The sequence below is a fragment of the Qipengyuania aquimaris genome (genome assembly GCF_009827445.1).
Classification (GTDB): domain Bacteria; phylum Pseudomonadota; class Alphaproteobacteria; order Sphingomonadales; family Sphingomonadaceae; genus Qipengyuania; species Qipengyuania aquimaris.
Genome location: NZ_WTYI01000001.1, coordinates 691,817 through 715,315 on the forward strand (window position 1 = coordinate 691,817; position 23,499 = coordinate 715,315).

The following is a 23,499-nucleotide window of genomic DNA, read 5'->3' on the forward strand; positions in this document are numbered from 1 at the left end:
GGCGGCATGCATTCAAAATATTGGTGAACAGGCAGTTTCGCATGCTCACTCACTGTGATTGCATGTGGTTCGAATTGCGGTAAGTTGTTCTACATGAACGATCAGACGATACTTCCGATTTCTCGAACAAGCCTGGCTGCATCGGCCGCGATGGCAATCATTCTGGCTGCTCCTGCCAATGCAGGTGAAACGGTTCTTTATGGCCCGGCGCCCGATTGGATTGACGCAGCGTCGCTTGATCTAATCGACGTGGAGGACGCGCCTTCTACCCTTATCTACGATTGGCAGCAGCGCCTCGAGGATGGTGTCGTCACCGAATACGAAGATGCCGCGATCCGCATCGACAATCCCGAGCTACTCATGGACCACGGGACTGTTTCGCTTTCCTGGCTGCCCGACAAGGGCGACCTGACTGTGCATCGCGTTGAAATCATCCGCGGCGATGAGCGTATCGATGTTATCGACGGCGGCACGGAATTCGAGGTTATCCGCCGCGAACGAGGCCTCGAACAAAGGCTTCTCGATGGACGCCTCACTGCAACTCTCGCTGTTTCCGGCTTGCAGGTCGACGATATCCTTCGTGTTACCCATTCGGTCACTGTCGATGACCAGGCGCTCGGCGATGAGATGCAGGCTTCGCAATATCTCTTCCAGGAGCCGTGGCAGGTCGGTTTCTCGCGGGCGATAGTCAGCTGGCCCGAGAACGAAGATGTATACTGGCGCGCTGAAGACGTAGCCGGAATAGAGCCTCCGGTGGTCAAGGAAGGCTACAAGACGCTCACCGTGGCGCTGCCGATAGATGAACTGCCGGATATGCCGGGCGATGCCCCTTCGCGCTTCAGCCGCGATCCTGTCTTGCGGGTCGGGACATTCGCCGATTGGCAGGAATTGTCGCGCGCTTTCGCTCCGCATTACCAGGTAGCGGCCGAGGTGGCTGATGACAGCGCTGTCGCTGCGAAGGCTCGCGAAATTAGGGCGGCTACCAGCGATCCGCTTGAGCGCACGGCCTTGGCAGTGCGGCTGGTTCAGGACGAGGTGAGCTACCTCCTCAACGGTCTCGATGGCGGCAATTACATGCCGCAGTCGGCGGACGAGACGTGGGAGAAGCGCTACGGAGACTGCAAGGCTAAGTCGGTCCTGCTGTATTCCCTGCTGTCGCAAATGGGTATCGAAGCGATCCCGGTGCTTGTCTCCACCAGGGGAGGCGATGCGATCCCCGAATTGCTGCCGATCCCCGGCAATTTCGATCACATGATCGTGCGCGCAAACATCGACGGCACGGATTACTGGCTCGATGGCACCAGCACCGCAACGCGCCTGTCCAACATCGGCGATGTCCCGGCGTTCTTCTATGCCCTTCCGTTACCGGTAGAGGGCGCGGACCTCGTCCCGATGATGCAGCGCCGCAAGGCTATACCAAACATGGCTATGGACGGCACTACCGATTACTCGGCAGGGATCGATTTCCCATCGCTGTTCTCGCTCACGATGAGGATTTCCGGGCCGCAGGGCGCCAGTCTCAGGGCCGCGGCCGACGAAGCGGACGAAGAACAGCTGAAGCGCTTTGCTTCAAGCTTTGCTTCCGGACCCGGAGGCGCACTGACGTCGGTGGCCTTGTCCTATGACGACGAAGAAGCTGTCGGAATTCTCGAGGTCGAAGGCGTCATGCCCACGGAATTTACCTGGACCGACGGCCGGATGCGGCTGAGTTCGGACCAGACCGAAAGGTTTGCCTTCAACCCGGACCGGGCGCGGCCCGAATGGCGCGATATCCCCGTGAGGACGGGAGGTCCGCAGTACACCCGCATCAACGCCACTATCGTTTTGCCTGACGGAATGACCGATTTCGAGGCGACGGGCGATGCTGTCATCGACGACGGGTTCGCCAATACGGTCATCTACGGCAAGCGCTCGCTCGACGGGAACGTCATCCGCTACGACGTCGATGTCTGGAACGACCTCGGCGAAATTCCCGCTTCGAACCTGCCGGCGCACAAACGCAAGGTCCGGCAGTTGAACGCACTCAAATCGGAAATCCTCGCACCCGAGGATTTCGCCTGGCGATGGGAAGTGGACAGCGCAATGCTCGCGCGCCGCGTGAAGCCCCTGCTCGAAGCCTATGATGCGGCAGTAGATTTCGCTGCTGATGACGATTGGAGCCCCTTGACCCAACGCGCCAGCTTCAAGGCGCAAATCTTCGACTGGGAAGGGGTGCTGACCGACCTCGATACTCTTATCGCCAACCAGCCGAGCGCCTATCTCCTTGGCTGGCGCGGCGGTGTGCACGAAGCCCTCGGCAACCGGGAGGCCGCGATCGCGGATGCGCAGGCCGCCTACGATCTCGATCCGAGCACATACTTGGCCCTCAATCTGGCGGAGCTTCTTGCTTACGGCGGCCAGCGTGACGAGGCGCTCGAACTGCTGTCAAACCTTCCCGTCAGCGACGATGAGGAAGGCTCATACGCCAGCACCTTCGCTACGGTCGCCGGTCTTGCCGGTCGTACGGACGATGCGATTGCAGCGCTGGAAGAGCAGGTGGCGGACAAGCCGACCAATGCGTCGGTCCTGAATGCGGATTGCTGGTTCCGCGGACTGTTCAATGTCCAGCCTGAAGCCGCCTTGTCATCCTGTACGAAAGCCATCGAACGCGCGACCAACAGCGCGCCTATGCTCGATAGCCGGGCGATGGTCAGCTACCGGATGGGCGATTACGACGCTGCGCTCAGCGATCTGGACAGCGCTCTGGAACTGGCGCCGGGCCTGTCTGCATCTTTGTATTTGCGCGGTATCGTGCGCCTTGAAAAAGGTGACAAGGCAGGCCGTACGGATGTCGAGCGGGCGCTGCGCATGGCGCCGGAGCTGGCGGCCAAATATGCGATGCACGGTGTCGTCCCTAAGGACTGAGGCTATAGCCTAGATCAAACCCTTTGCGCGCAGCGACACATGGCTGCCGCGCCCCATGATCACGTGGTCATGCACGGTGATGTTGAGCAGGCGCCCTGCCTCGGCGATCCGGTTGGTGATCTGGATGTCCGCACGGCTGGGTTCGGGATCGCCGCTCGGGTGGTTGTGGACCAGGATCAGGGCCGACGCACCGATGTCGAAGGCCTTGCGGATCACCTCGCGCGGATGGATCGCAGCCTCGTCCACCGACCCTTCTGCCGCGAGATGATCGAGGATCAGCCGGTTGCGGGTGTCCAGGTAAAGCACCCGCACGCGCTCATGCTTCAAATGGCTCATGTCGATGGCGAGATAATCGATCAGGGCCTGCCAGCTACCGAGCACGGGCTGCTGTTCGATTTCGCCGCGCGCCATGCGGCGGGCTGACAGGGCGATGGCGTGTAATGTGGCGGCGCTGGCATCGCCCATTCCCTTGACCTGCGCCAAGGCACCCGGATCCGCATTCAGCACGCCGGAGAAGGAGCCGAACCTTTCGATCAGGCGCTTCGCCAGCGGTTTGGTATCCCCTTGCCGGAATGCTCCGAAGAGGAGGTATTCGAGCAGCTCGTAATCGGCCAGCGCTTCCGCGCCACCGCTAAGCAGGCGGCTTCGCAACCGCTCGCGATGACCGGCGCCGGCATGCGGTTTTGCATTGCTGGTTTCCTGCGGCAAATTCGACCCCCGAAGCGCGACCTTTCAAACGCTTGCATTGCCTTCGCACTGCGATGGGCGCAAGTGTGCACGGGATGGAAGAGGTCGCATCGCCCACACATTCCGATTCCCGGCCGCGGTGGCGCAAAAAGCGCTACGCCGCGCCCGGCCTCACGTTGCTGGTGTTGCTGGCCCTGTCGCTGACCGCGTGGTCCAGCCGCGAATCCATCGCCGACGACTTCATCCGCGACCAGCTCGACGTTTACGGGGTCGAAGCAACCTATGAGATCGAACGGATCGGCGGGCAAACGCAAATCCTGCGCGATGTGGTGATCGGCGATCCGGAGAGGCCGGACTTCACTGCCGAGAAGGTCATTCTTGAACTGGAACATCGCTTGGGCCTGCCTTCTGTCGGCAGTGTGGAGCTGGTCGCGCCGCGTTTGTTCGGGACCTATCGCGACGGACAGCTGAGTTTCGGTTCACTCGACCCGATCGTTTTCGACGACAGCGGCGAATCCACGGGATTGCCCGATTTACGCCTCTCCATTCGCGATGGGCGCGGCCTGCTTGAAACCGACTTCGGCAATGTGGGATTGAAGCTGGAAGGCGCCGGCCCGCTGCGTGACGGGTTCGCGGGGGTCCTTGCGGCCAACGCGCCCGAATTCAACGCGTCGGGCTGCGACCTGTCGGGAGCGACCCTGTTCGGGGAGATCACGACAGCAGCGGGAGCACCCGGTTTCGACGGTCCCTTGCGAGTTGAAAAGCTTGCCTGCGGGGATGAGGGTGTGACGGTTGCGAATGTCGTCGCACAGCTGGAAGCGGACCTCGAACCATCGCTGGCGGATCCGAAGATCGCTGCCCGTTTCGATACCGATGCAGTCACGCTGGTGGGCGTTGCGGCACAGTCCCTGTCGGGGAACCTGCGCTTACAGTTGAGGGATGACGATCTCGCCGGAAGCTATACTATCGCTGCCCGCGGCGTCGCCAACGAGCAGGTCATGGCAGCGCTACTGACTGCTGATGGGGATGTGCGCGGCAGGGATGGCTTCTCGCGCATTGAGATCGACAGCGCTGTCGAAGGCAACGGCCTGCGGCTCGGGCCTGCGCTGATCGCATCGGTGGAGAGCCTTGCGAGTAGCGGCGAGGGTACGCTGGTCGAACCGATCGCGCGAAAAATCGCTGCCGCATTGCAGGCGCAGACCCGGGGCAGTTCGCTACAGGGTCGCGTTCGTGTGAGCCGTACGGAGGACGCACTCACGCTGCTCGTCCCCGAAGCCGAGGTTCGCGGCGGGCAGGGCGCAAGGCTGCTGTCCGTTTCGCGGTTCGAGGCGAGCAGGCAGGGTGATACGCCGATGCGCTATTCGGGCAATCTGGCGACCGGCGGTCCCGGCATCCCGCGCATTTCCGGACGGATGGAGCGAAGGACCGAGAGCGGTCCTGCATTCCGCCTGTCCATGGCCCCCTATGAAGCAGGCGTGGCGCGCCTCGCCATCCCGAGCCTGTCGATCGTCCAGTCCGATCGCGGCGCATTGGGCTTTTCGGGCGAAGTGGAGGCGAGCGGGCCGCTTCCCGGCGGTGCGATCGATGGCCTGTCGATGCCGGTGTCGGGTCGTTATGAGCCCGGTGGCAGCCTGGCATTATGGCGAGATTGCACGCGCCTGTCCTTCCGTCGGCTAGCCGTGTCGAACCTCAATATTGAAGGTCCTGGCCTGACCCTGTGCCCGCCGCCCGGCAAACCGATCCTCGCTTACTCAGCGAGCGGGTTGCAGCTTGCCGCTGGCGCACCGCAACTGGACGTGAGGGGAACCCTCGCCGATACGCCGATCCGCATTGCCAGCGGGCCGGTCGCCTTTGCCTGGCCCGGCGTGGTGAAGGCGCGCGATCTCGATGTCGTGCTCGGTCCTGAGGATACGGCAAGCCGTTTCGCTATTACCGATCTGGATGCGCGCCTTGGCGAGGAAATCGAGGGAAGTTTCTCCGATGCCGAGATCACCCTTGCATCCGTGCCGCTTGATATCCGCAACGCCCAAGGAGACTGGTCCTATGCGGGCGGGGTCTTCGCGATTGCAGATGCCGCGTTCCGCCTTTTCGACAGGGCAGAGCCAGACCGGTTCGAGCCGCTCGCAGCGCGCGAAGCATCGCTCGCTCTGCATGACAATATCATCACCGCGCAGGCCGACCTGCGCGAACCGGAGAGCGACCGTCTCGTCACCGCAGTGGACATCGACCACAATCTCGGCACCGGAGCAGGATCGGCGCGGCTGGTGGTGGACGACCTGCTGTTCGACGACCGGCTGCAATTTGCGGACCTCACGCCGCTCGCGCTGGGCGTGATTGCCAATGCGCAAGGGTCTATCGACGGGGTGGGGCGCATCGCGTGGTCCGCCGATGGTGACGTGACCAGCAGCGGCGAGTTTTCGACCGATAGCCTCGACTTTGCCGCCGCCTTCGGCCCGGTAAAAGGCGCAAGTGGGACCATCCGTTTCACCGACCTTCTCAGTCTGACGACCGCTCCCGGCCAGAAGCTGCGCGTCGCGTCGATCAATCCGGGGGTCGAGGTGCTGGACGGCGAAATAGAGTTCGCGCTTCGCAACGGCGAAGTCCTTGCCATTGCAGGCGGCAGCTGGCCCTTCATGGGCGGACGCCTTGTCCTGCGGGACTTCGACTTCAACCTTGGTGTCGAGGAAGAGCGTCGCTACGTTTTCGAGATAATCGGACTGGAAGCGGCGCAGTTCGTCGCCCAGATGGAGTTGGAGAACATCTCCGCCACCGGCACATTCGACGGCACGGTCCCGATCGTGTTCGACAGCGACGGCAATGGCCGGATCGACGAAGGCATACTGATTTCGCGGCCGCCGGGAGGCAATCTCTCCTATGTCGGCGACCTGACCTACGAAGACCTCTCGGCAATCGCCAATTTCGCCTTCGATGCGCTGCGAAGCATGGATTATTCGCAAATGCGCGTGGTCATGGAAGGACCGCTTGCGGGCGAGATCGTCACCCGCGTGCGCTTCGACGGTGTGCAGCAGGGCGAGGGCTCGAAGAAAAACATAGTCACTCGGCAGATCGCCAAGCTGCCGATCCAGTTCCGGATCAACATCCGCGCCCAATTCTATCAGTTGCTGACCTCCATGAAGGCCATGTACGACCCTTCGGCCGTCCGCGACCCGCGTGAGCTGGGACTGCTTAGCGACGACGGACAGCGCCTGCTGCGCCGCTCCATCACCGGCGAGGAAGCCGTACCAGAAATCGACCCGGAAGATGTCATTCCGGATGAACCCACCATTCAGGACCAGGAAAGCGAGGATGCGCGATGATACGAGCATATTTGACTGACCCTTCGCCCCTTGCGACAAGCGAACTCATGCAAGTTTCGGGGGCCAAGATGGGCAGACGGTTATTGGCGATTGCGGCAGTCCCGCTCGCGCTGGGAGGGTGCATCACAGTCGAGGCACCGACCGAGCCGATCGTGATCGAGTTGAACGTCAATATCCGCCAGGAAGTGATTTATCGTCTTGCCGAAGATGCCGGCAACACGATCGAAGAGAATGCGGATATTTTTTGATGGGTGAGATTATGACCAGGTCGATTATCAGGACTGCTCTTGGCGCGGCGGCTATCGCAACTGCGCTCGGCGGCATTGCCGCACCCGCTTTCGCCCAGCGCGACCCCGCCTATGCAGCGGCGCGCGCGGCTGGTCAGGTCGGTGAAAAAATGGACGGCTATCTCGGCATCGTCGGCGTGGAAACCGCCGAATTGCGCCGTGTCGTCAACGACATCAATATCAAGCGCCGCGCAGTTTATGCAGAGCGTGCGCAGGCGAATAACGCAACTCTGGAAGAGTATGCACTGACAGCCGGATGCCAGGCGATTCTCGCCACTACCCCGGGCGAGAAATACCAGGCACCCGACGGCACGTGGCAGACCCGCACTAGCGCCGCACCCCTGCGCGATTCGCGCTGTCCTTGAGGCCGGTTGGAGGCCACATGGAGCGGGGCATCTGCGGAACGCTAGTCACTAACTCCTAGAAACACGCAATTCACACCCCCTTCGTGTTGACTCGCCAATGCCCCCCTTCTAAGGGGGCGGCGCCCTTGGCGGGCAAGTCCCTGCGCGTGCCGCGCAACCCCCTGTAGTAAGGAGCAAGGCATGAGCGATGACGAACCCGCACGGGAACCCATCGAGGAGGATGCGCGGATCGACGCGCTGGAAAAGCGGCTAGCAGCCGCCCAGCAGCGCGAAGAGCAGCGTAACCGACCCCAAGGCTCCGGAGCCGATGCGAATTATCGCAGTGGAAACCGGGTGTTGGCAGATCTTCTCGGCGGGCTCCTTGGCGGTACGGTGATCGGATATGCCATCGGCTATTTTACCGACACCAATCCGTGGGGTCTGTTGGTCGGGCTGTTCCTCGGGATAGTCGTGGCTTTCAGGAACATCATCCGCGCGGCAAATCAGGGCCCCGGCGAATAATCCGCAAGGATTTCCGGGGCTTTCGTTACAGGATTTGAAGGACTAACTGACGTGGCAGCCGAACAGGCCAAAGTCGACCCGATGTACCAGTTCACCATCAAGCCGCTCGGCGGTTCGGACGCGTGGACTCTGGGCGAGGGCTTCAACATCGCCTTTACTAACAGTGCAATGTGGATGCTCATCACGACCGTGGTGCTCTTCCTCTTCGTGCTCGGCGGGATGAGGCGTCAGCTGGTCCCCGGCCGCTGGCAGATGATGGTGGAAACCTTCACCGGCTTCATCGACAACATGCTCGAAGCGAACATCGGCAAGGCTGGGCGCAAATATGTTCCCTACGTCTTCAGCTTGTTCATGTTCATCCTGTTTGCGAACCTGCTCGGCCTCCTGCCGCTCGGCGTTGTGGGCGTTCATCCGTTCACCTTCACGAGTCACTTCACCGTTACCGGCGTGCTCGCGATCATCAGCTTCTCGATCGTCCTGCTGGTCGGTTTCTGGAAGCACGGCTTCCACTTCTTCAGCCTGTTCGTGCCGCACGGCACGCCGCTGCCGATGATCCCGGTCATCGCACCGATCGAATTCATCTCCTTCATGGTCCGTCCGTTCAGCCTGGCCCTGCGACTGTTCGTTGCAATGATGGCCGGCCACGTCCTGCTGGAAGTCCTTTCCAGCTTCGTGATCGACGGCACCAACGCCGGCGTGGGCTTCGGCCTCCTCGTCGGCCTCCCAAGCTTCATCCTGATGATCGGCATCTGCGCGCTCGAACTGCTCGTTGCCGGCATCCAGGCCTACGTCTTCGCGCTGTTGACTGCACTGTACATCAACGACGCCGAAAACCTTCACTAAGACCTTTCAACAATACACGTTTTTCCCAAAGGAGTTTGTCATGGAAATGGAAGCTGCAAAGCTCATCGGTGCGGGCCTCGCCGCGATCGGTGCCGGTATGGCTGCGATCGGCGTTGGTAACGTCTTCGGTTCGTTCCTCGAAAGCGCACTGCGCAATCCGGGTGCTGCAGACGGCCAGCAGGGCCGCCTGTTCATCGGCTTCGCCGCTGCCGAGCTTCTCGGCCTGCTGGCGTTCGTCGTTGCCATGATCCTGATCTTCGTCGCCTAATCGACGACAATCGAGATCGCACCGGTCGGGTCTGTCCCGGCCGGTGCATTGAATTTCCCGTACCCGCTTTTCGAGAGCTGAGATGCCACAGATAGCACAGCTTGCCGATACATGGTCCAGCCAGGTTTTCTGGTTGCTAGTGTTCTTCGGCATCACTTTCTTCGTCGTCGGCAACCTCATGGTGCCTAAGGTGATGAGTACCGTCGCCGAACGTGATGGCCAGATCGCTGCCGACCTCGCCGCTGCAAAGGCCGCGCGCGATGCTGCCGACGAGCAGGAAGAAGCATGGCGGGTGCGTGAAAACGAAAACCGCGCTGCCGCGCAGGCGATCGTCGCCAAGGCCAAGGACGAGGCTGCGGCCAAGTCCGAAAAGAAGCTGAAGGCGGCGCAGACGCGTATCGACAAGAAATTGGCCGATGCGGAAGCACGGATCGGCGATGCCCGGACGGAAGCGCTCGCCGAAGTCGAAAGCGTTGCCGTCGAAGCGGCGCAGGATATCGTCAAGACGCTTGCGGGCGTTAAGGTGACCAAGCCTGTCGCAACCAAGGCGGTGAAGGAGGCCATGGCAAATGGCTAACACGACTGTTCCCGAAGTGTTTGCGACCGAGGCTGCGCAGGCAAGCGTCGAAGTCGACGCCGGTGCCGGCAAGCATGTAGAGCCGATGCTGTGGGGCCTTGCGCCTTACCAGTGGGTCTCGATCTCCATGCTGGTCCTGCTCGCATTCGCTTTCTTTGGTGCCAAGGTGCACAAGACGATTGCAGGCGGACTTGACGGCAAGATCGCAGCGATCAAGCAGCAGCTCGACGAAGCCAAGCAGCTTCGCGCCGAAGCGGAAGCGCTTCGCAAGGAGTATGCCGACAAGATCGCCGGTGCCGAGAAGGACGCCGAAGCCATGCTGGAAAATGCCCAGCATGAAGCCGATGCGATCCTGGAAAAGGCGGAAGCCGACAGCAAGGCGATGGTCGAACGTCGCAAGCGCATGGCAGAAGACAAGATCGCCGCTGCCGAACGCGAAGCCATCGAAGACGTCCGCAACCGCGCTGCGCTGGCTGCCACCTCGGCAAGCCGCAAGCTGATTGCCGAAAAGCATGACGCCGACGCGGACAAGGCGCTGGCCGATAAGGTTATCGCCGGAATCTGATTTCGCCGTTTGGCGACACGAAAAAGGCGCGCGAAACTTCGGGTTTCGCGCGCCTTTTTCATTGCGGATAGCGGCCAGGCCGTCAGCCTCTGAGGCGCAAAGTCAGGGTTCCAGGACTATCTTTCCGAAGATGGTCCCGGATTGCATCGCCTCGTAAGCTTCTTTCCAGTCCGACAGTGGCAGGATCCGGTCTACGTGGGGCGTGATCCTGCCTGTGCTGGCCAGCCCGTCGATTGCCTGCGCGATCCGTGCACCCCTGTCGGGAAAGCGGCGGCTGTATTCGCCTGCCCGGACGCCAACGATCGAGAATCCCTTGATGAGGGGGATGTTCATGGCGATCTCGGGAATGCGTCCCGCCACGAAGCCGATGACCAATAGCATCCCGCCAAAGGTGACGCAGCGCGTGCTTTCGTCGAACACGTCGCCACCGACAGGATCGAAGACGAAATCGCAAAGCCGGCCCTCGGTGAGCGCCGAGATATCCTCACGAAATCGACCCTTATTGGTGATGACAGCATCGGCCCCGGAAACAGTGGCCAGTCGGTCGAGTTTCGCCTCGGAATGGGTTGCCGCGATAACCTTGGCGCCAAGGGCCTTGGCTAGGTCGCAGGCCGCAAGGCCGACACCGCCGCTTGCCCCGTGCACCAGGACGGTCTGTCCAGCCTCGAGCTTGCCCAATTCGACAAGCGCGACATATGCCGTCTGATAGGCCGCACCCATCGCCGCGGCCTGCGGAAAATCCACGCCATCGGGAATGTGCCTGAGGGCAGACGGGGGAAGGGCGATCGCCTCTGCAAAGGCGCCGGTCTTCGCGCCGCCCATGACCCGGTCACCGACAGCGAAACCGCTTTCGGGGTTTGCCTCGATCACCTCGCCAGCCATCTCGAGGCCGGAGATGAACGGGATCTCTGGTTTGAACTGGTACGTGCCCCGCGTCATCAGCAGGTCTGGATAGTTCAGCGACGCCGCCCGGACGCGGACCAGGACCTCGCCATCCGCGCGGACGGGATCGGCGACATCAACCAGCTCCACTGCGGACAGGTCGTCCGACAGGTCCTGGACTACGACTGCCTTCATTGGCTCAGAAATTGTCCTTGGCCGCACGCAACGCCGCGAATGTTTCGGCAGGCGAGCTTCCGCCCCAGCGATCGCGGAGCTCGGCGCTATCGGCGCGCAGGAACGGATTGGTTTCCAATTCGCGTGAGAGCACCGTCGGAACCGTGGGTTCACCCTTCGCCCGCTTTTCTTCGACGCGGGCCGCATAAAGCTGCAGTTCGGTGTTGTCCGGGTCCGCATGCAAGGCGAATTTCGCGTTGGCGGCGGTGTATTCATGCGCGCAGTAAAGCTGGGTATTGTCGGGAAGCTGCCGGATGCGGTCGAGGCTGTTCCAGAATTGCTCCGGCTCGCCTTCGAACATCCTGCCGCAGCCCAAAGCGAAAACGCTGTCGCCCACAAATGCCGTATCGGCCTCGGCAATGTGGTAGGCGATGTGACCATTGGTGTGCCCCGACACATCGATCACGCGGGCCTTCCATTCGCCGAGCACGACGCTGTCGCCATTGCCCACTACGCGGTCGATCGGGCTGAGTTTCTCGACTTCCTGCGGCGCGACGATCTTGGCGCCCGTCGCTTCGACTATGGCCTTGTTCCCGCCCGCATGGTCAGGGTGCCAGTGGGTGTTCCAGATCTGCGTGATGGTCCAGCTCTTCGCCTCTGCCTGCCGCAGGTATTCAGGCCCGTCGGGCGTGTCGATCGCTGCCGTCTCCCCGCTATCGGGATCGTGGAGGAGGAATCCGTAATTGTCGGACAGGCAGGGGAACTGGTGAACTTCAAGCATGAGAGGAGGGTAATCCCTGCTGCACCAAAGTGAAAGGCCCGCCTGCTCCTGAGAGCAAGCGGGCCTTCCTGATTAGCCTTGAGAAGGCAGGAAGAGCTTAGTCTTCCTTCTTCTTCAGTGCTTCGCCGAGGATGTCGCCGAGCGATGCACCCGAATCCGACGAACCGAACTGTGCAACCGCTTCCTTCTCTTCCGAGATCTGGCGGGCCTTGATCGAGAAGGTCGGCTTCTTCGAACGATCGAAGCCGGTGACCATGGCGTCGACCTTCGCGCCGGGCTGGAAACGGTCGGGACGCTGTTCGTCACGATCGCGGCCGAGGTCCGAACGCTTGATGAAGCCGGTAGCGCCATCTTCGCCGACCTGGACTTCGAGACCGCCATCGCGGACTTCGAGGACGGTGACGGTGACGACCTGGTTCTTGCGGAGCGAGCTGCCTGCGCCTGCTTCGGTCGGAGCGCCCTTTTCGAGCTGCTTCATGCCGAGGCTGATGCGTTCCTTTTCGATGTCGACATCGAGAACGACGGCTTCGACTTCCTCGCCCTTGCGGTGCAGGGCAAGCGCGTCTTCACCCGAGATGCCCCATGCGATGTCGGACATGTGGACCATGCCGTCGACGTCGCCCGGAAGACCGATGAAGAGACCGAATTCGGTGGCGTTCTTGACTTCGCCGGTGACCTTGGCGCCAACGGGGTGCGCTTCGGCGAATTCTTCCCACGGATTGCGCTGGGCCTGCTTGAGGCCGAGCGAAATGCGGCGCTTTTCGCTGTCCACTTCGAGGACCATGACTTCGACTTCCTGCGAGGTCGAAACGATCTTGCCGGGGTGGACGTTCTTCTTGGTCCAGCTCATTTCCGAAACGTGGACCAGGCCTTCGATGCCCGGCTCGATTTCGACGAATGCGCCGTATTCGGTGATGTTCGTAACCGTACCGGTCATCTTCATGCCGACCGGATACTTCGCTGCGACACCATCCCACGGATCCGACTCAAGCTGCTTCATGCCGAGGCTGATGCGCTGGGTGTCTTCGTTGATGCGGACGATCTGGACGGTCACGGTCTGGCCGATTTCGATCATCTCGCTGGGGTGGTTGACGCGCTTGTAGCTCATGTCGGTGACGTGAAGCAGACCGTCGATGCCGCCGAGGTCGACGAATGCACCATAGTCGGTGATGTTCTTCACCACGCCATCGATGACCTGGCCTTCAGCCAGCTTGTCGATCAGTTCGCTGCGCTGTTCTGCACGGGTTTCTTCCAGCACGGCGCGACGCGAAACGACGATGTTGCCGCGACGACGGTCCATCTTCAGGATCTGGAACGGCTGCGGCATGTCCATCAGCGGGGTGACATCGCGCACGGGGCGGATGTCGACCTGCGAACCGGGCAGGAAGGCCACGGCGCCGTCGAGGTCGACGGTGAAGCCGCCCTTGACGCGGCCGAAGATGCGGCCGTCGACGCGCTTGCCTTCGCCGAACTCGCTTTCAAGCTTGTCCCAGGCAGCTTCGCGACGTGCGCGATCGCGCGACAGCATGGCTTCGCCGTCGGCGTTCTCGATGCGGTCGACGAAAACTTCGACTTCCGAACCGACCGAGAGGCCGTGGTCGTCTTCGCCGCGCATGAATTCCTTGAGATCGACGCGGCCTTCGCTCTTCAGGCCGACATCGATGTGCGCCATGCCGTTTTCGATGGCAGTGACGGTGCCCTTGACGACGCGACCTTCGAAGCCGCCGTCATCGGCGCCACCGAGTTGCTCGTCGAGCATTGCCGCGAAATCGTCGCGGGTGGGATTGGCTGAGGTTGCCATGGGTTGTGTAGTCCTAACGTTCGTTTTGCTACCGGCCACCGGTTTTACCGGGGTCTTTCTCCGTCTGCCTGTGCACCATTGCACGGGCCGTACGGGGCAAGAGGGCCGTGATCTCCGCAGAGCCGTATGCCGCTGCGAAGGTCCATCGAATCCGAGGATTGAGTGAACGGGCGCGCGCCTAGGACAAAGCGGGCTGGAAAGCAAGGAAATACGGCCTTCCCGCACCGTCTTTGCGCTGGCCGGTCGAGGTGATACGAAAAGCTCTATGACCGCTCTCGTCCAATCGCTCGCCAGCTACCGCGAATTCCATCGCGACCATCGCAATGTCCTCACGCACGCGCTCGGCATCCCGATGATCCTGCTGTCGGTGGAAGTCCTGCTCTCTCGGCCCGTCTGGGACGTGTCCGGCATGGTGCTGACGCCGGCGATCGTCGCGAACGTTCTCGCGGCCTTGTGGTATCTCAGGCTCGACCTCAAGTTCGGCGCGCTGATGACGTTGCTTCTCGCCGTCTTTGCCTTCGTAGGTCACCAGATAGCGCAGGTGTCCGACCTTGCCTGGCTTGGCGGGGGGATCGGCCTGTTTGTGATCGGATGGCTGTTCCAGTTCGTCGGCCACCATTACGAGGGGCGCAAACCGGCATTCGTCGACGATATACGCAGCCTGCTGGTCGGGCCGCTGTTCATGGTGGCGGAAGGGCTGTTTGCGCTTGGTCTCTGCCAGGATCTGCGACGCAAGGTCGAAATGGGCCCGGCGGAGGAGTCTCTCAGGAGCTGAGTGCTTCTTCGACCGCCGCGATTGCCGCGGCGATCGCCTCGTCCCGGTCGAGCGAGCTGGTGTCAATCACCATGGCGTCTTCTGCCGGGACGAGCGGAGCGACGGCCCGGTTGCGGTCGCGTTCGTCGCGGCGGCGCAGGTCGTCCTGGATTTCGAGCAGCGTCACACCTGCACCACGATCGCGCATCTCCAAGAAGCGGCGGCGTGCGCGTGCTTCTACGCTGGCTGTCACGAACAGCTTCGCGTCTGCCTCGGGAGCGATCACCGTGCCGATGTCGCGTCCGTCGAGCACTGCACCCCCATCGCGGGTGGCGAAAGCGCGCTGTCGCTCGAACAAGGCCTCGCGCACGTCGGGATGGATGGACACGCGGCTTGCAAGGCCGCCAGTTGCTTCATCGCGCAGGTGCGGATCGTCTAGCAGGCTGTCGGGAAAGCTGGTGGCCGCCAGCGCGTCGGTCGCGTTGTCGGGATCAGACCCGTCCAGGAAGACCTGTCGACCGACCGCGCGATATAGCAGTCCAGTGTCGAGATGGGGCAGCCCGAAATGCTGGGCGAGAGCCTTGCCAATCGTGCCTTTGCCCGAGGCGGTCGGTCCGTCGACGGCGATGATCATGCGCTTTTCCTGCGCGTCTTGAGCGCTTTAGCCAAGCCCCAGATGGCGATCGCTGCCCAGAAACCTTCCAGCACGAGGCTCGGCCAGTTGGTGTGGACCACCAGCGATACGGTCAGCAGCGCGGCCCCGGTCAGGTTGGTGCCGTGCAGGATGATGGGGTTCGGCTCTTCCTTGTATGTAAGGTAGGCATAGGCGCCGATTATGCAGGCCGTGCCGACGAAGCCGACCATGGATGCCCAGTCGAGATTGATCATGCCGATGCCTCGTCGATCAGCGCAGTGAAATTAGGGAAGCTGGTTGCGATGGGTTCGGTGCTGTCGATCTCGACGCCGGTTTCGCTGGCGAGGCCTGCGACCGCCATGCTCATCGCGATGCGGTGGTCGAGCTGGGTGGTGACCGTGCCGCCTCCGGGCAGTGGCTCGCCGCCCGAACCGGTAATCAGCAATCCGTCTTCGCGTTCTTGCACTTTCGCTCCGGCGAGCTTGAGCGCGGCTGCCATGGCGGACAGCCGGTCGCTTTCCTTGACGCGCAGTTCCTCGAGCCCGCTGGTAATCGTGGCGCCTTTCGCCATGGCTGCCGCTACGAAGAGGACCGGGAATTCATCGATCATGCTCGGCGCGATGTCGGGATCGACCTCGATGCCGGTGAGCGGCGCATGACGCACGCGCAAATCAGCGACAGGCTCGCCGCCGACTTCGCGCGGGTCGAGATAGTCGATGTCGGCGCCCATCTGTTTCAGCACCCGGAAGATACCGTCGCGTGTCGGGTTGAGGCCCACATTCTCGATCACGAGGTCGCTTCCCGGCACTATGCTTGCCGCCACGGCGAAGAATGCTGCCGAAGAGGGGTCACCCGGCACTTCTATATCGCAAGGGGACATATCGACTGGTCCGGTGACGGAGATGTGTTTTTCGCCGTCAATTTCTTCGACCGTGACTTCGACACCGAAGGCACGCAGCATGCGTTCCGTATGGTCGCGGGTAGGAACCGGCTCGATCACTGTCGTCGTGCCGGGCGTATTCAGGCCAGCCAGCAGCACGGCACTCTTCACCTGCGCGCTGGCGACAGGAAGGCGATATGTCATCGGGACGGCTGGCTGCATCCCCTCCATGATCAGCGGCAGCGTGCCGCCGGGGGAAGGGGTGAAGCTCGCGCCCATGTCAGACAGCGGATCGATCACGCGTCCCATCGGGCGCTTGGAAAGGCTCGCATCGCCGGTGAAGACCGCTGTAATGCCGTGGCTGGCCACGAGGCCCATGAGGAGGCGCGTCGACGTGCCCGAATTGCCCATGTCCAGCGCAGCTTCGGGTTGCAGTAGCGTGCCGACGCCGACGCCATCGACGCTATAGGTGCCGTCGTCCGCCTTGCGGACCTTCGCGCCCATCTGCTCGAGCGCGCGGCCCGTCGCCAAAACGTCCTCGCCTTCCAGCAGGCCGCGGATGGTGGTGGTCCCTACCGCCAGGGCCCCGAACATGAGCGAGCGGTGGCTGATCGATTTGTCGCCCGGCACGCGAATGCGTCCGGTCAGCGGGCCACGGGGAGTAAAGCGATGGGCGGTCAAGCGGGCTTCCGGCTGGAATTGCAGGGATGGAGCGCGGGTCTTTGACAGTGGCAATGGCTTCTGGCAAGGCGCGCGCGCAGTTGATTCCTGCCCAGCGGGATCCCATCAATACAATTACGAATTCACGGCGACCCGGCCCGATGCCGGGGCGGCAAACATCAAGGATTACACATGGTCAAACCTGAATGGGGCACCAAGCGCACTTGCCCGAATTGCGGCACTCGCTTCTACGATCTTAACAAGGAAGATCCGGTAACCTGCATCGAATGCGGTGAAGAATGGACTCCCGAGCCCGTTCTCAAGTCCAAGCAGCCGATCCTCGCCGAGGAAGAGAAGAAGGACAAGAAGGGCGAAGCCGACAGCGATCTCGGCGGTGACGACGATGACGATCTCGACATCGACATCGACGAAGACGACGATTCGCCCGACAATGAAGTCGATCTTGGCGGCGACGACGATCTCGGTGTCGAAACCAAGTCCAAGGGCGACGACGACAACGCCGACGAAAGCTAATTTTGCTGTTGCATTGCGGGAGGCCTGCTTATATTGGGCGCCTCCCGCAAGGGTGACGCACCTCCCAGGATGCGTCAGCGAAAAATGGCTCGGGGCCTTAGCTCAGCTGGGAGAGCGCTACAATGGCATTGTAGAGGTCAGCGGTTCGATCCCGCTAGGCTCCACCATTTCGATGGGTTTGATGGTAGCAGGTCGTGGCGACGGCTGCGGCTTGCTTCCACCACACCCGGGCACACGTTTGGGTTTCATAGGGGTCTGACCCCACGCTGGCCGACGAGTTTTCGTCCGCCGGCGTTTTTCGCGTTTATCCGGTGCTCAGGCGTCGGGAAGGAGTAGAACGGCCATGTTCGACAATCTGTCCGACCGGCTCGGCAATGTCTTCGACAAGCTCAAGGGCCGCGGTGCGCTGTCCGAAAGCGATGTGCGCGAAGCCATGCGCGAAGTTCGGATCGCGCTCCTCGAAGCCGATGTCGCGCTGCCCGTCGTGCGCCGTTTCATCGATGCCGTCACCGAAAAGGCGATCGGCTCGGAAGTCCTGAAATCCGTCACTCCCGGCCAGCAGGTCGTCAAGATCGTCGACGACGAACTGGTCGACATGCTCGGCGGCACCGAGGTCGAGGGGCTGAACCTCAACGCCAAGCCCCCGGTCGTCATCATGATGGTCGGCCTGCAGGGTTCGGGTAAGACGACCACGACGGCCAAGCTGGGCAAGCTGCTGCGCGAAAAGCACGGCAAGAAGGCCATGATGGCCTCGCTCGATGTCAATCGTCCGGCAGCGCAGGAACAGCTCAAGGTGCTGGGCGAACAGGTCGATGTCGCGACCCTGCCGATCGTGCCCGGCCAGCAGCCGGTCGATATTGCCCGCCGCGCCATGGAAAGCGCAAAGCTTCAGGCTGCAGACGTCCTGCTTCTCGATACCGCGGGCCGCCTCCACGTCGACGAAGCGCTGATGGCGGAAATGAAGGCGATCAACGCCGTATCCGCCCCAACGGAAGTGCTGCTGGTGGTCGACAGCCTGACCGGCCAGGACGCGGTCAACGTCGCGCAGAGCTTTACCGGCGAAGTGCCGCTGACCGGCGTGGTGCTGACCCGCATGGACGGCGATGCACGCGGCGGTGCGGCGCTTTCGATGCGCTATGTCACCGGCAAGCCGATCAAGTTTGCAGGGACCGGCGAAAAGCTCGACGCGATCGAGGCCTTCGATCCCAAGCGTGTGGCCGGCCGCATCCTCGGCATGGGCGATGTCGTCAGCCTCGTCGAAAAAGCTGCGACCGCTATCAAGGAAGAAGAGGCCGAAGCGCTCGCCAAGAAGATGGCGAAGGGCGAATTCGACCTCGACGACCTTCGCATGCAGTTGAAGCAGATGCAGAACATGGGCGGCCTTGGCGCGCTTGCAGGCATGATGCCGGGCATGAAGAAGGCCAAGCAGGCGATGCAGGCCAGCGGCATGGACGACAAGGTCCTTGTCCACATGGATGCGATCATTTCTTCCATGACCCCGAAGGAGCGCAAGCATCCCAAGCTGCTCAACGCCAAGCGCAAGAAGCGCGTGGCAGCAGGTTCGGGCACGCAGGTCCAGGAAGTGAACAAGGTGCTCAAGATGCACCAGGAAATGGCCAAGGCCATGAAGCAGATCAAGAAGATGGGCGGGTTGAAGGGTCTCGGTGCCCTGTTCGGCAAGGGCGGTCTCGGTGCCGCCATGCCGGGCCTCGGCGGCCCCGGCGGGCCCGGTCCCATGGGCGGACTGCCCGGGCTGGGCTCGGGCGGCGACAAGGGGCCGAGTGTCGATCCCGACACGCTCCCCGCCGATCTGCGTGATATGTTGAACAAGAAATAAACGAAATTACCGATATTTACATTCGAAAGGTGAAGTAAAATGGCAGTTGCAATTCGTCTGTCGCGCGGTGGCGCAAAGAAGCGTCCCTACTACCGCATCGTCGTGTCGGACTCGCGCAGCCCGCGTGACGGCAAGTATCTCGAGCAGATCGGCACCTACAACCCGATGCTGCCGAAGGATTCGGGCGAGCGCGTGAAGCTCGACGAAGACCGCGCACGTCACTGGCTGAACGTTGGCGCCAAGCCGAGCGATCGCGTGCTGCGTTTCCTCGACGCAGCCGGCATCCTCGAGCGTGCACCGCGCAACAACCCGAAGAAGGGTGAACCGGGCGAAGCCGCCAAGGAACGCGCTGAAGAGAAGGCTGCGAAGGCTGCCGAAGCCGAAGAAGCTGCCAAGGCCGCTGAAGAAGAAGCCCAGAACGCTGAAGCTGCTGAAGCCGAAGCTCCGGCTGAAGAAGCTGCTGCTGAAGAAGCTCCGGCCGAAGAAGCTGCCGCTGAAGAAGCACCGGCTGAAGACGCAGCCGAAGAAAAGGCCGAGTAAGCCTTCTCCATGCAGGACAAGCCCGCCACCCTTGCCGCCGTCACCGGTGCGCATGGCGTGGCGGGCGAAGTCCGTATGAAGCTGTTCGGCGAGGGCGTCGATGCCCTGAAAGCCCACAAGAGCTTCAACGACGGTACGCTGACGCTTTCCAAGGTGCGCAGCGACAATAAGGGCGGCGCAATCGCGCGCTTTGCCGAGATCACCAGCCGCAACGATGCCGAGGCCCTGCGTGGCACGGTGCTGACGGTTCCGATCGATGCCCTCCCGCCGCTGGAGGAGGGCGAATTCTACTATTCCGACCTGCTCGACCTGCCAGTAGTGACCGATGCGGGCGAGGCCGTGGGCCGCGTGTGCGCGGTCGAGAACTTCGGCGCGACGGATATCGTCGAGATCGAGAAGCCCGACGGCAAGAAGTTCATGGTGCCCCTGACGGAGCAGGCTGTACCCGGCTGGGATAGCGAAAAGCTGACGATTAGCGCCGACTTTGCGGAATAGCCGCTCGCAGATCGCTGTATTACTTGTGTAGAGCGCCTGTCGACTTGGCGGTTCGGCGCGGACACGGTCCTGACCTCGTTAGAATGCCATTCCTGGGGTGACCGCCATGCTTGATTCCGTACCCTTCCTTATCGCCTCTTACGCCGCCATGAGCGCGGGGATGAGCCTCGCCGTGCGCAAGGTGTCCCCGACGATGGGTCCGCGGTTGCGGCACCTTTTCGCGGGTGCGGCGCCACTTGCGGTCCTCCTTGCGATCAGGCTCGAAGGCGGGCCGAGCACGACGCTGGACGGCATGGATCTGCTTGGCGCAGGGGGCCTGCTCGCCCTCGGGGTGGCCACCTCCAGCCTTGTCGGGAAGTTCCTCCCGTCGCGCAAAGCAGGTGAAAGCCAGCTTCCATCTCGCTGAATATCGCTGGAGCTGAAGGCCGCACGGGATAGCCAAGCGGTTCCACCCGCGCTAACCGCGTCGGCATGACGACGCTCAAGGTAGCCATTGTCCAGGCCGCGCCGATCCCGCTCGCGATTGACGACGGGATCGAGAAGGCCGTGCGCCTTGCGCGTGAGGCTGTCGAGGGCGGGGCGCAGCTTGTGGCGTTCGGAGAGACCTTCCTCGGCGGCTATCCGCTATGGCTGGACGAAGCGCCCGGCGCGGCGCTGTGGGACCATCCCGGCGCCAAGGCGCTGCACCGGATCATGCTCGAACAGGCGGTGGTGGCTAATGACGAGCGCCTGCTGCGCTTGCAGGAACTTGCCGACGAGAGCGGTGCGGTCATCGGCATCGGCGCGCATGAGCGGGTGCGGCAGAGCCTCTACAACAACCAGATGACTTTCCGCCCCGGCCTGCCGGTGCTCGACCATCGCAAGCTGGTGCCCACGCATGGCGAGCGGCTCATCTGGATGCGCGGCGACGGTTCGACGTTGGGCGTGCATCAGGCGGAATGGGGCAAGGTCGGCAGCCTGATCTGCTGGGAGCACTGGATGCCCTTGGCACGCGCGGCGATGCACAATCTCGGCGAGAGCGTCCATGTTGCGGCTTGGCCCACCGTGCGCGAGGAATACGCACTCGCTTCGAGGCATTATGCGATGGAGGGCCGCTGCTTCGTACTGGCGGCAGGGCTGGTGCAGAAGAAGGACGATCTTTTCGACGGGCTGGAACGCGCGGGCGGCGATGCGGCGGCGAAGGAGTTGATCGAGGCGATTGAAGGCGATGCGCTCAATCGCGGTAGCTCGATGATCATCGCACCTGATGCGCGAATCGTGGCGCAGGCGGGCGAGAGTGATGAAACACTATTCGCGGAACTCGACCTCGGTGAGGTCGGTCAGGGATTGGCGAGCCTCGATACCGATGGCCATTATTCGCGGCCGGATGTCTTCGAGCTCAACGTAGATACCCGATCAATGATCGGGGTGAACTGGGGGGCGAGATGACGTTGTTCTTCGGTTTGATGTTGTTTCTCATCACAAACGCCTTGGTAGGTTCGGCTCTAGCGATTGGGCTTTCGAAGTGGCTGCCGAGATTTCCGCGCTGGTTGCGAGCGCTTGGAGCCGCGGCGCTTGGTCCAGTTCTGATTGGAATCATGATCGTGATGCGCGACAACGCCGAGTGGGAGAAAATCTTGATATTCTCACTCATCGTCGGGGCCGTTGCGATCTTGATTGCCTTTCCATGCGCTTATCTAACTTCTCGTTGGCAGGATAGGAGGCGTGGGACTCATGGTCCCGCTAGCGACGCCGCATGACCTTCGCCGCCACCATCCTGACCCTCTACCCCGAGATGTTTCCCGGGCCGCTGGGCGTGTCGCTTGCGGGCCGCGCGCTCGAGCGGGGGGACTGGTCGTGCGAGACGGTCCAGATCCGCGATTTCGCCACGGACAAGCACCGCACGGTCGATGATACGCCTGCAGGCGGCGGGGCTGGCATGGTGCTCAAGCCCGACGTGTTGGGCCCCGCCATCGAGAGCGTGGGTTCCGGGCGCCCGATCCTGGCGATGACACCGCGCGGCAAGCCTATCACGCAGGCACGTGTTCGCGAGATTGCGCAGGGATCCGGCGTTGCTTTCCTGTGCGGTCGGTTCGAGGGTTTCGACGAACGGATTTTCGACCACTACCCTCAAATCGAAGAGGTCAGCCTTGCCGATATCGTCCTGTCGGGCGGAGAGACTGCCGCGCTGGCCATACTCGACGCTTGCATTCGGCTACTTCCCGGAGTAATGGGCGCGCCCGATAGCGGAGTCGAAGAGAGCTACGAAAACGGCCTCATCGAATATCCGCAATATACCCGACCTCAGGAATGGGAAGGGCGCACGATCCCTGAAGTGCTGCGATCGGGGGATCATGCGAAAATCGCTGCTTGGCGCAAGGCAAGGAGCGAGGAAGACACACGGTTACGCAGGCCGGACCTTTGGGATCGCTATAGTGGCGATCGGGACCAGTCTGCCTCTGGCGCGCGGCGAAAAGACTAAGGAAACGGTTCGATGAACCTGATTCAGCAGCTCGAAGCGGAAGCTATCGAGAACCTCGGCAAGGACGTTCCGGAATTTCGCGCCGGTGACACTGTACGTGTCGGCGTGAAGGTCAAGGAAGGCAACCGCGAGCGTGTCCAGAATTTCGAAGGCGTTGTCATCGCCCGCTCCAACCGCGGCATGGGCAGCAACTTCACCGTCCGCAAGCTTTCGTTCGGCGAAGGCGTGGAACGCGTGTTCCCGCTCTACAGCCCGATCGTCGACAGCATCACCGTGGTCCGCCGCGGTATCGTGCGTCGCGCGAAGCTCTACTATCTGCGTGGCCGCACCGGTAAGCGCGCTCGTATCGCCGAGCGTCGCGACAACGCCCCCAAGGCGTAAGGCTCGCAACAGCGAATTCGAAGGGCGGTCCTGCGGGGCCGCCCTTTTTCGTTTGGCCGCTATCGTTCGACCGAAAAGAAAGGGCGGTGCTCCTGAAAGGACCGCCTCCCAAGAACCCAAAAGAAAGGGCGGTGCTCCTGAAAGCACCGCCCTTGTCACGTGGGGATCATGATGAGCCTTGCGGCCCGTTCTGATGCCTCCGGAAGCCGTTGAGCCGGAAAGTGGCTCCCGATGACAGGGACCCTTCTGCAGGACAGGCGTTAAGGGGATTTAAGGAAGCGCGCTTAAGGCGAAATTAGGCATGAATTGCGCGCTTTTTTCCAAGGCTTGCTTTCCACCCCGCAGCTTGCGAGAGCATGGCACCGCAATCA

Annotated in this window: 25 protein-coding genes and 1 tRNA gene; 19 read left to right on the plus strand and 7 right to left on the minus strand. The window is 62.1% G+C overall.

From position 1 onward, the window contains the following. Positions 1-93: 93 nt before the first annotated feature. The gene (locus GRI34_RS03405; protein WP_234028141.1) at positions 94-2,904 is read left to right on the plus strand and encodes a DUF3857 domain-containing protein; all 2,811 of its coding nucleotides are present in this window, start codon (positions 94-96) and stop codon (positions 2,902-2,904) included. Positions 2,905-2,913: 9 nt separating this feature from the next. Here the strand turns inward: GRI34_RS03405 and radC are convergent, their stop codons facing one another. Further along, positions 2,914-3,612 carry a RadC family protein gene (gene radC / locus GRI34_RS03410; RefSeq protein WP_160594738.1) on the minus strand — a complete coding sequence of 233 codons (699 nt, stop codon included), beginning with the start codon at positions 3,610-3,612 and terminating at the stop codon, positions 2,914-2,916. 74 nt (positions 3,613-3,686) lie between these two features. Here radC and GRI34_RS03415 point away from each other — a divergent pair, with 74 nt between their 5' ends. From GRI34_RS03415 to GRI34_RS03450, 8 genes are all read left to right on the plus strand, one after another. Next, a complete protein-coding gene (locus GRI34_RS03415) occupies positions 3,687-6,908 on the plus strand; it encodes an intermembrane phospholipid transport protein YdbH family protein (protein WP_160594739.1) in 3,222 nt (1,073 codons plus the stop codon). Positions 6,909-6,976: 68 nt separating this feature from the next. Then, positions 6,977-7,156: a YnbE family lipoprotein gene (locus tag GRI34_RS03420; RefSeq protein WP_100261537.1), complete on the plus strand. Its 180-nt coding sequence runs from the start codon at positions 6,977-6,979 to the stop codon at positions 7,154-7,156. Positions 7,157-7,167: 11 nt separating this feature from the next. After that, positions 7,168-7,560: a YdbL family protein gene (locus GRI34_RS03425; RefSeq protein ID WP_160594740.1), complete on the plus strand. Its 393-nt coding sequence runs from the start codon at positions 7,168-7,170 to the stop codon at positions 7,558-7,560. A gap of 180 nt (positions 7,561-7,740) precedes the next feature. Beyond that, a complete protein-coding gene (locus GRI34_RS03430) occupies positions 7,741-8,061 on the plus strand; it encodes an AtpZ/AtpI family protein (RefSeq protein WP_160594741.1) in 321 nt (106 codons plus the stop codon). Between the two features lie 51 nt (positions 8,062-8,112). Beyond that, entirely contained in the window at positions 8,113-8,904 is a 792-nt protein-coding gene (locus tag GRI34_RS03435) for a F0F1 ATP synthase subunit A (RefSeq protein ID WP_325065173.1), read from the plus strand. A 40-nt stretch (positions 8,905-8,944) separates the two neighbouring features. After that, positions 8,945-9,172: a F0F1 ATP synthase subunit C gene (locus GRI34_RS03440; RefSeq protein WP_006832363.1), complete on the plus strand. Its 228-nt coding sequence runs from the start codon at positions 8,945-8,947 to the stop codon at positions 9,170-9,172. An 82-nt stretch (positions 9,173-9,254) separates the two neighbouring features. Beyond that, the gene (locus GRI34_RS03445) at positions 9,255-9,749 is read left to right on the plus strand and encodes a F0F1 ATP synthase subunit B family protein (RefSeq protein WP_160594742.1); all 495 of its coding nucleotides are present in this window, start codon (positions 9,255-9,257) and stop codon (positions 9,747-9,749) included. Then, positions 9,742-10,314, plus strand: a complete 573-nt coding sequence (locus GRI34_RS03450; RefSeq protein WP_160594743.1) for a F0F1 ATP synthase subunit B family protein — start codon at positions 9,742-9,744, stop codon at positions 10,312-10,314. Before GRI34_RS03445 ends, GRI34_RS03450 begins: the two co-directional genes overlap by 8 nt. A gap of 102 nt (positions 10,315-10,416) precedes the next feature. Here the strand turns inward: GRI34_RS03450 and GRI34_RS03455 are convergent, their stop codons facing one another. The 3 genes from GRI34_RS03455 to rpsA all read right to left on the minus strand — a co-directional run bounded on the left by GRI34_RS03455 (position 10,417) and on the right by rpsA (position 13,952). Further along, positions 10,417-11,391 (minus strand): NADPH:quinone oxidoreductase family protein, encoded by a 975-nt coding sequence (locus GRI34_RS03455; protein WP_160594744.1) that lies wholly within the window; start codon positions 11,389-11,391, stop codon positions 10,417-10,419. 4 nt (positions 11,392-11,395) lie between these two features. Next, on the minus strand, positions 11,396-12,151 hold the full coding sequence (gene gloB, locus GRI34_RS03460; protein ID WP_160594745.1) for a hydroxyacylglutathione hydrolase: 756 nt from the start codon (positions 12,149-12,151) through the stop codon (positions 11,396-11,398). A gap of 97 nt (positions 12,152-12,248) precedes the next feature. Beyond that, positions 12,249-13,952 (minus strand): 30S ribosomal protein S1, encoded by a 1,704-nt coding sequence (gene rpsA / locus GRI34_RS03465; RefSeq protein ID WP_090479754.1) that lies wholly within the window; start codon positions 13,950-13,952, stop codon positions 12,249-12,251. A 265-nt stretch (positions 13,953-14,217) separates the two neighbouring features. Between rpsA and GRI34_RS03470 the strand changes: the two genes are divergently transcribed. Continuing rightward, positions 14,218-14,727 (plus strand): Mpo1 family 2-hydroxy fatty acid dioxygenase, encoded by a 510-nt coding sequence (locus tag GRI34_RS03470; RefSeq protein WP_160594746.1) that lies wholly within the window; start codon positions 14,218-14,220, stop codon positions 14,725-14,727. Here the strand turns inward: GRI34_RS03470 and GRI34_RS03475 are convergent. From GRI34_RS03475 to aroA, 3 genes are read right to left on the minus strand one after another with little or no spacing between them, the layout of a single operon-like run. Further along, the gene (locus GRI34_RS03475) at positions 14,717-15,340 is read right to left on the minus strand and encodes a (d)CMP kinase (RefSeq protein ID WP_160594747.1); all 624 of its coding nucleotides are present in this window, start codon (positions 15,338-15,340) and stop codon (positions 14,717-14,719) included. The two genes, GRI34_RS03470 and GRI34_RS03475, sit on opposite strands and share 11 nt — an antisense overlap. Next, positions 15,337-15,594 (minus strand): CBU_0592 family membrane protein, encoded by a 258-nt coding sequence (locus GRI34_RS03480; protein WP_160594748.1) that lies wholly within the window; start codon positions 15,592-15,594, stop codon positions 15,337-15,339. The genes GRI34_RS03475 and GRI34_RS03480 overlap by 4 nt, the downstream gene beginning before the upstream one ends. Next, positions 15,591-16,901, minus strand: coding sequence for a 3-phosphoshikimate 1-carboxyvinyltransferase (gene aroA / locus GRI34_RS03485; RefSeq protein ID WP_160594749.1), 1,311 nt, complete (start codon positions 16,899-16,901; stop codon positions 15,591-15,593). Before aroA ends, GRI34_RS03480 begins: the two co-directional genes overlap by 4 nt. Positions 16,902-17,072: 171 nt before the next feature. Here aroA and GRI34_RS03490 point away from each other — a divergent pair, with 171 nt between their 5' ends. From GRI34_RS03490 to rplS, 9 genes are all read left to right on the plus strand, one after another. Beyond that, positions 17,073-17,414 (plus strand): FYDLN acid domain-containing protein, encoded by a 342-nt coding sequence (locus tag GRI34_RS03490; protein ID WP_100261085.1) that lies wholly within the window; start codon positions 17,073-17,075, stop codon positions 17,412-17,414. A gap of 91 nt (positions 17,415-17,505) precedes the next feature. Continuing rightward, positions 17,506-17,581: transfer RNA gene (locus GRI34_RS03495), tRNA-Ala, on the plus strand. A 176-nt stretch (positions 17,582-17,757) separates the two neighbouring features. Further along, entirely contained in the window at positions 17,758-19,251 is a 1,494-nt protein-coding gene (gene ffh / locus GRI34_RS03500) for a signal recognition particle protein (RefSeq protein WP_090479734.1), read from the plus strand. A 39-nt stretch (positions 19,252-19,290) separates the two neighbouring features. Continuing rightward, complete coding sequence (rpsP, locus tag GRI34_RS03505; protein WP_160594750.1) at positions 19,291-19,791, plus strand: 30S ribosomal protein S16; 501 nt, start codon at positions 19,291-19,293, stop codon at positions 19,789-19,791. Positions 19,792-19,800: 9 nt separating this feature from the next. Next, entirely contained in the window at positions 19,801-20,286 is a 486-nt protein-coding gene (gene rimM / locus GRI34_RS03510) for a ribosome maturation factor RimM (RefSeq protein ID WP_160594751.1), read from the plus strand. Positions 20,287-20,392: 106 nt separating this feature from the next. After that, positions 20,393-20,692: a hypothetical protein gene (locus GRI34_RS03515; RefSeq protein WP_160594752.1), complete on the plus strand. Its 300-nt coding sequence runs from the start codon at positions 20,393-20,395 to the stop codon at positions 20,690-20,692. Positions 20,693-20,757: 65 nt separating this feature from the next. Then, on the plus strand, positions 20,758-21,714 hold the full coding sequence (locus GRI34_RS03520; RefSeq protein WP_160594753.1) for a carbon-nitrogen hydrolase family protein: 957 nt from the start codon (positions 20,758-20,760) through the stop codon (positions 21,712-21,714). A gap of 307 nt (positions 21,715-22,021) precedes the next feature. Continuing rightward, positions 22,022-22,747 carry a tRNA (guanosine(37)-N1)-methyltransferase TrmD gene (trmD, locus tag GRI34_RS03525; RefSeq protein ID WP_160594754.1) on the plus strand — a complete coding sequence of 242 codons (726 nt, stop codon included), beginning with the start codon at positions 22,022-22,024 and terminating at the stop codon, positions 22,745-22,747. Positions 22,748-22,759: 12 nt separating this feature from the next. Continuing rightward, positions 22,760-23,128, plus strand: coding sequence for a 50S ribosomal protein L19 (gene rplS / locus GRI34_RS03530; protein ID WP_090479716.1), 369 nt, complete (start codon positions 22,760-22,762; stop codon positions 23,126-23,128). The last annotated feature ends 371 nt before the right edge of the window (positions 23,129-23,499 follow it).

Bases quoted from the DNA above. Each gene is read 5' to 3' on its own strand.
- GRI34_RS03405 (WP_234028141.1), top strand. From the start codon at position 94: ATGAACGATCAGACGATACTTCCGATTTCTCGAACAAGCCTGGCTGCA.
- GRI34_RS03415 (WP_160594739.1), top strand. From the start codon at position 3,687: ATGGAAGAGGTCGCATCGCCCACACATTCCGATTCCCGGCCGCGGTGG.
- GRI34_RS03420 (WP_100261537.1), top strand. From the start codon at position 6,977: ATGGGCAGACGGTTATTGGCGATTGCGGCAGTCCCGCTCGCGCTGGGA.
- GRI34_RS03425 (WP_160594740.1), top strand. From the start codon at position 7,168: ATGACCAGGTCGATTATCAGGACTGCTCTTGGCGCGGCGGCTATCGCA.
- GRI34_RS03430 (WP_160594741.1), top strand. From the start codon at position 7,741: ATGAGCGATGACGAACCCGCACGGGAACCCATCGAGGAGGATGCGCGG.
- GRI34_RS03440 (WP_006832363.1), top strand. From the start codon at position 8,945: ATGGAAATGGAAGCTGCAAAGCTCATCGGTGCGGGCCTCGCCGCGATC.
- GRI34_RS03445 (WP_160594742.1), top strand. From the start codon at position 9,255: ATGCCACAGATAGCACAGCTTGCCGATACATGGTCCAGCCAGGTTTTC.
- GRI34_RS03450 (WP_160594743.1), top strand. From the start codon at position 9,742: ATGGCTAACACGACTGTTCCCGAAGTGTTTGCGACCGAGGCTGCGCAG.
- GRI34_RS03455 (WP_160594744.1), bottom strand. From the start codon at position 11,391: ATGAAGGCAGTCGTAGTCCAGGACCTGTCGGACGACCTGTCCGCAGTG.
- gloB (WP_160594745.1), bottom strand. From the start codon at position 12,151: ATGCTTGAAGTTCACCAGTTCCCCTGCCTGTCCGACAATTACGGATTC.
- rpsA (WP_090479754.1), bottom strand. From the start codon at position 13,952: ATGGCAACCTCAGCCAATCCCACCCGCGACGATTTCGCGGCAATGCTC.
- GRI34_RS03470 (WP_160594746.1), top strand. From the start codon at position 14,218: ATGACCGCTCTCGTCCAATCGCTCGCCAGCTACCGCGAATTCCATCGC.
- GRI34_RS03475 (WP_160594747.1), bottom strand. From the start codon at position 15,340: ATGATCATCGCCGTCGACGGACCGACCGCCTCGGGCAAAGGCACGATT.
- GRI34_RS03480 (WP_160594748.1), bottom strand. From the start codon at position 15,594: ATGATCAATCTCGACTGGGCATCCATGGTCGGCTTCGTCGGCACGGCC.
- GRI34_RS03490 (WP_100261085.1), top strand. From the start codon at position 17,073: ATGGTCAAACCTGAATGGGGCACCAAGCGCACTTGCCCGAATTGCGGC.
- ffh (WP_090479734.1), top strand. From the start codon at position 17,758: ATGTTCGACAATCTGTCCGACCGGCTCGGCAATGTCTTCGACAAGCTC.
- rpsP (WP_160594750.1), top strand. From the start codon at position 19,291: ATGGCAGTTGCAATTCGTCTGTCGCGCGGTGGCGCAAAGAAGCGTCCC.
- rimM (WP_160594751.1), top strand. From the start codon at position 19,801: ATGCAGGACAAGCCCGCCACCCTTGCCGCCGTCACCGGTGCGCATGGC.
- GRI34_RS03515 (WP_160594752.1), top strand. From the start codon at position 20,393: ATGCTTGATTCCGTACCCTTCCTTATCGCCTCTTACGCCGCCATGAGC.
- GRI34_RS03520 (WP_160594753.1), top strand. From the start codon at position 20,758: ATGACGACGCTCAAGGTAGCCATTGTCCAGGCCGCGCCGATCCCGCTC.
- trmD (WP_160594754.1), top strand. From the start codon at position 22,022: ATGACCTTCGCCGCCACCATCCTGACCCTCTACCCCGAGATGTTTCCC.
- rplS (WP_090479716.1), top strand. From the start codon at position 22,760: ATGAACCTGATTCAGCAGCTCGAAGCGGAAGCTATCGAGAACCTCGGC.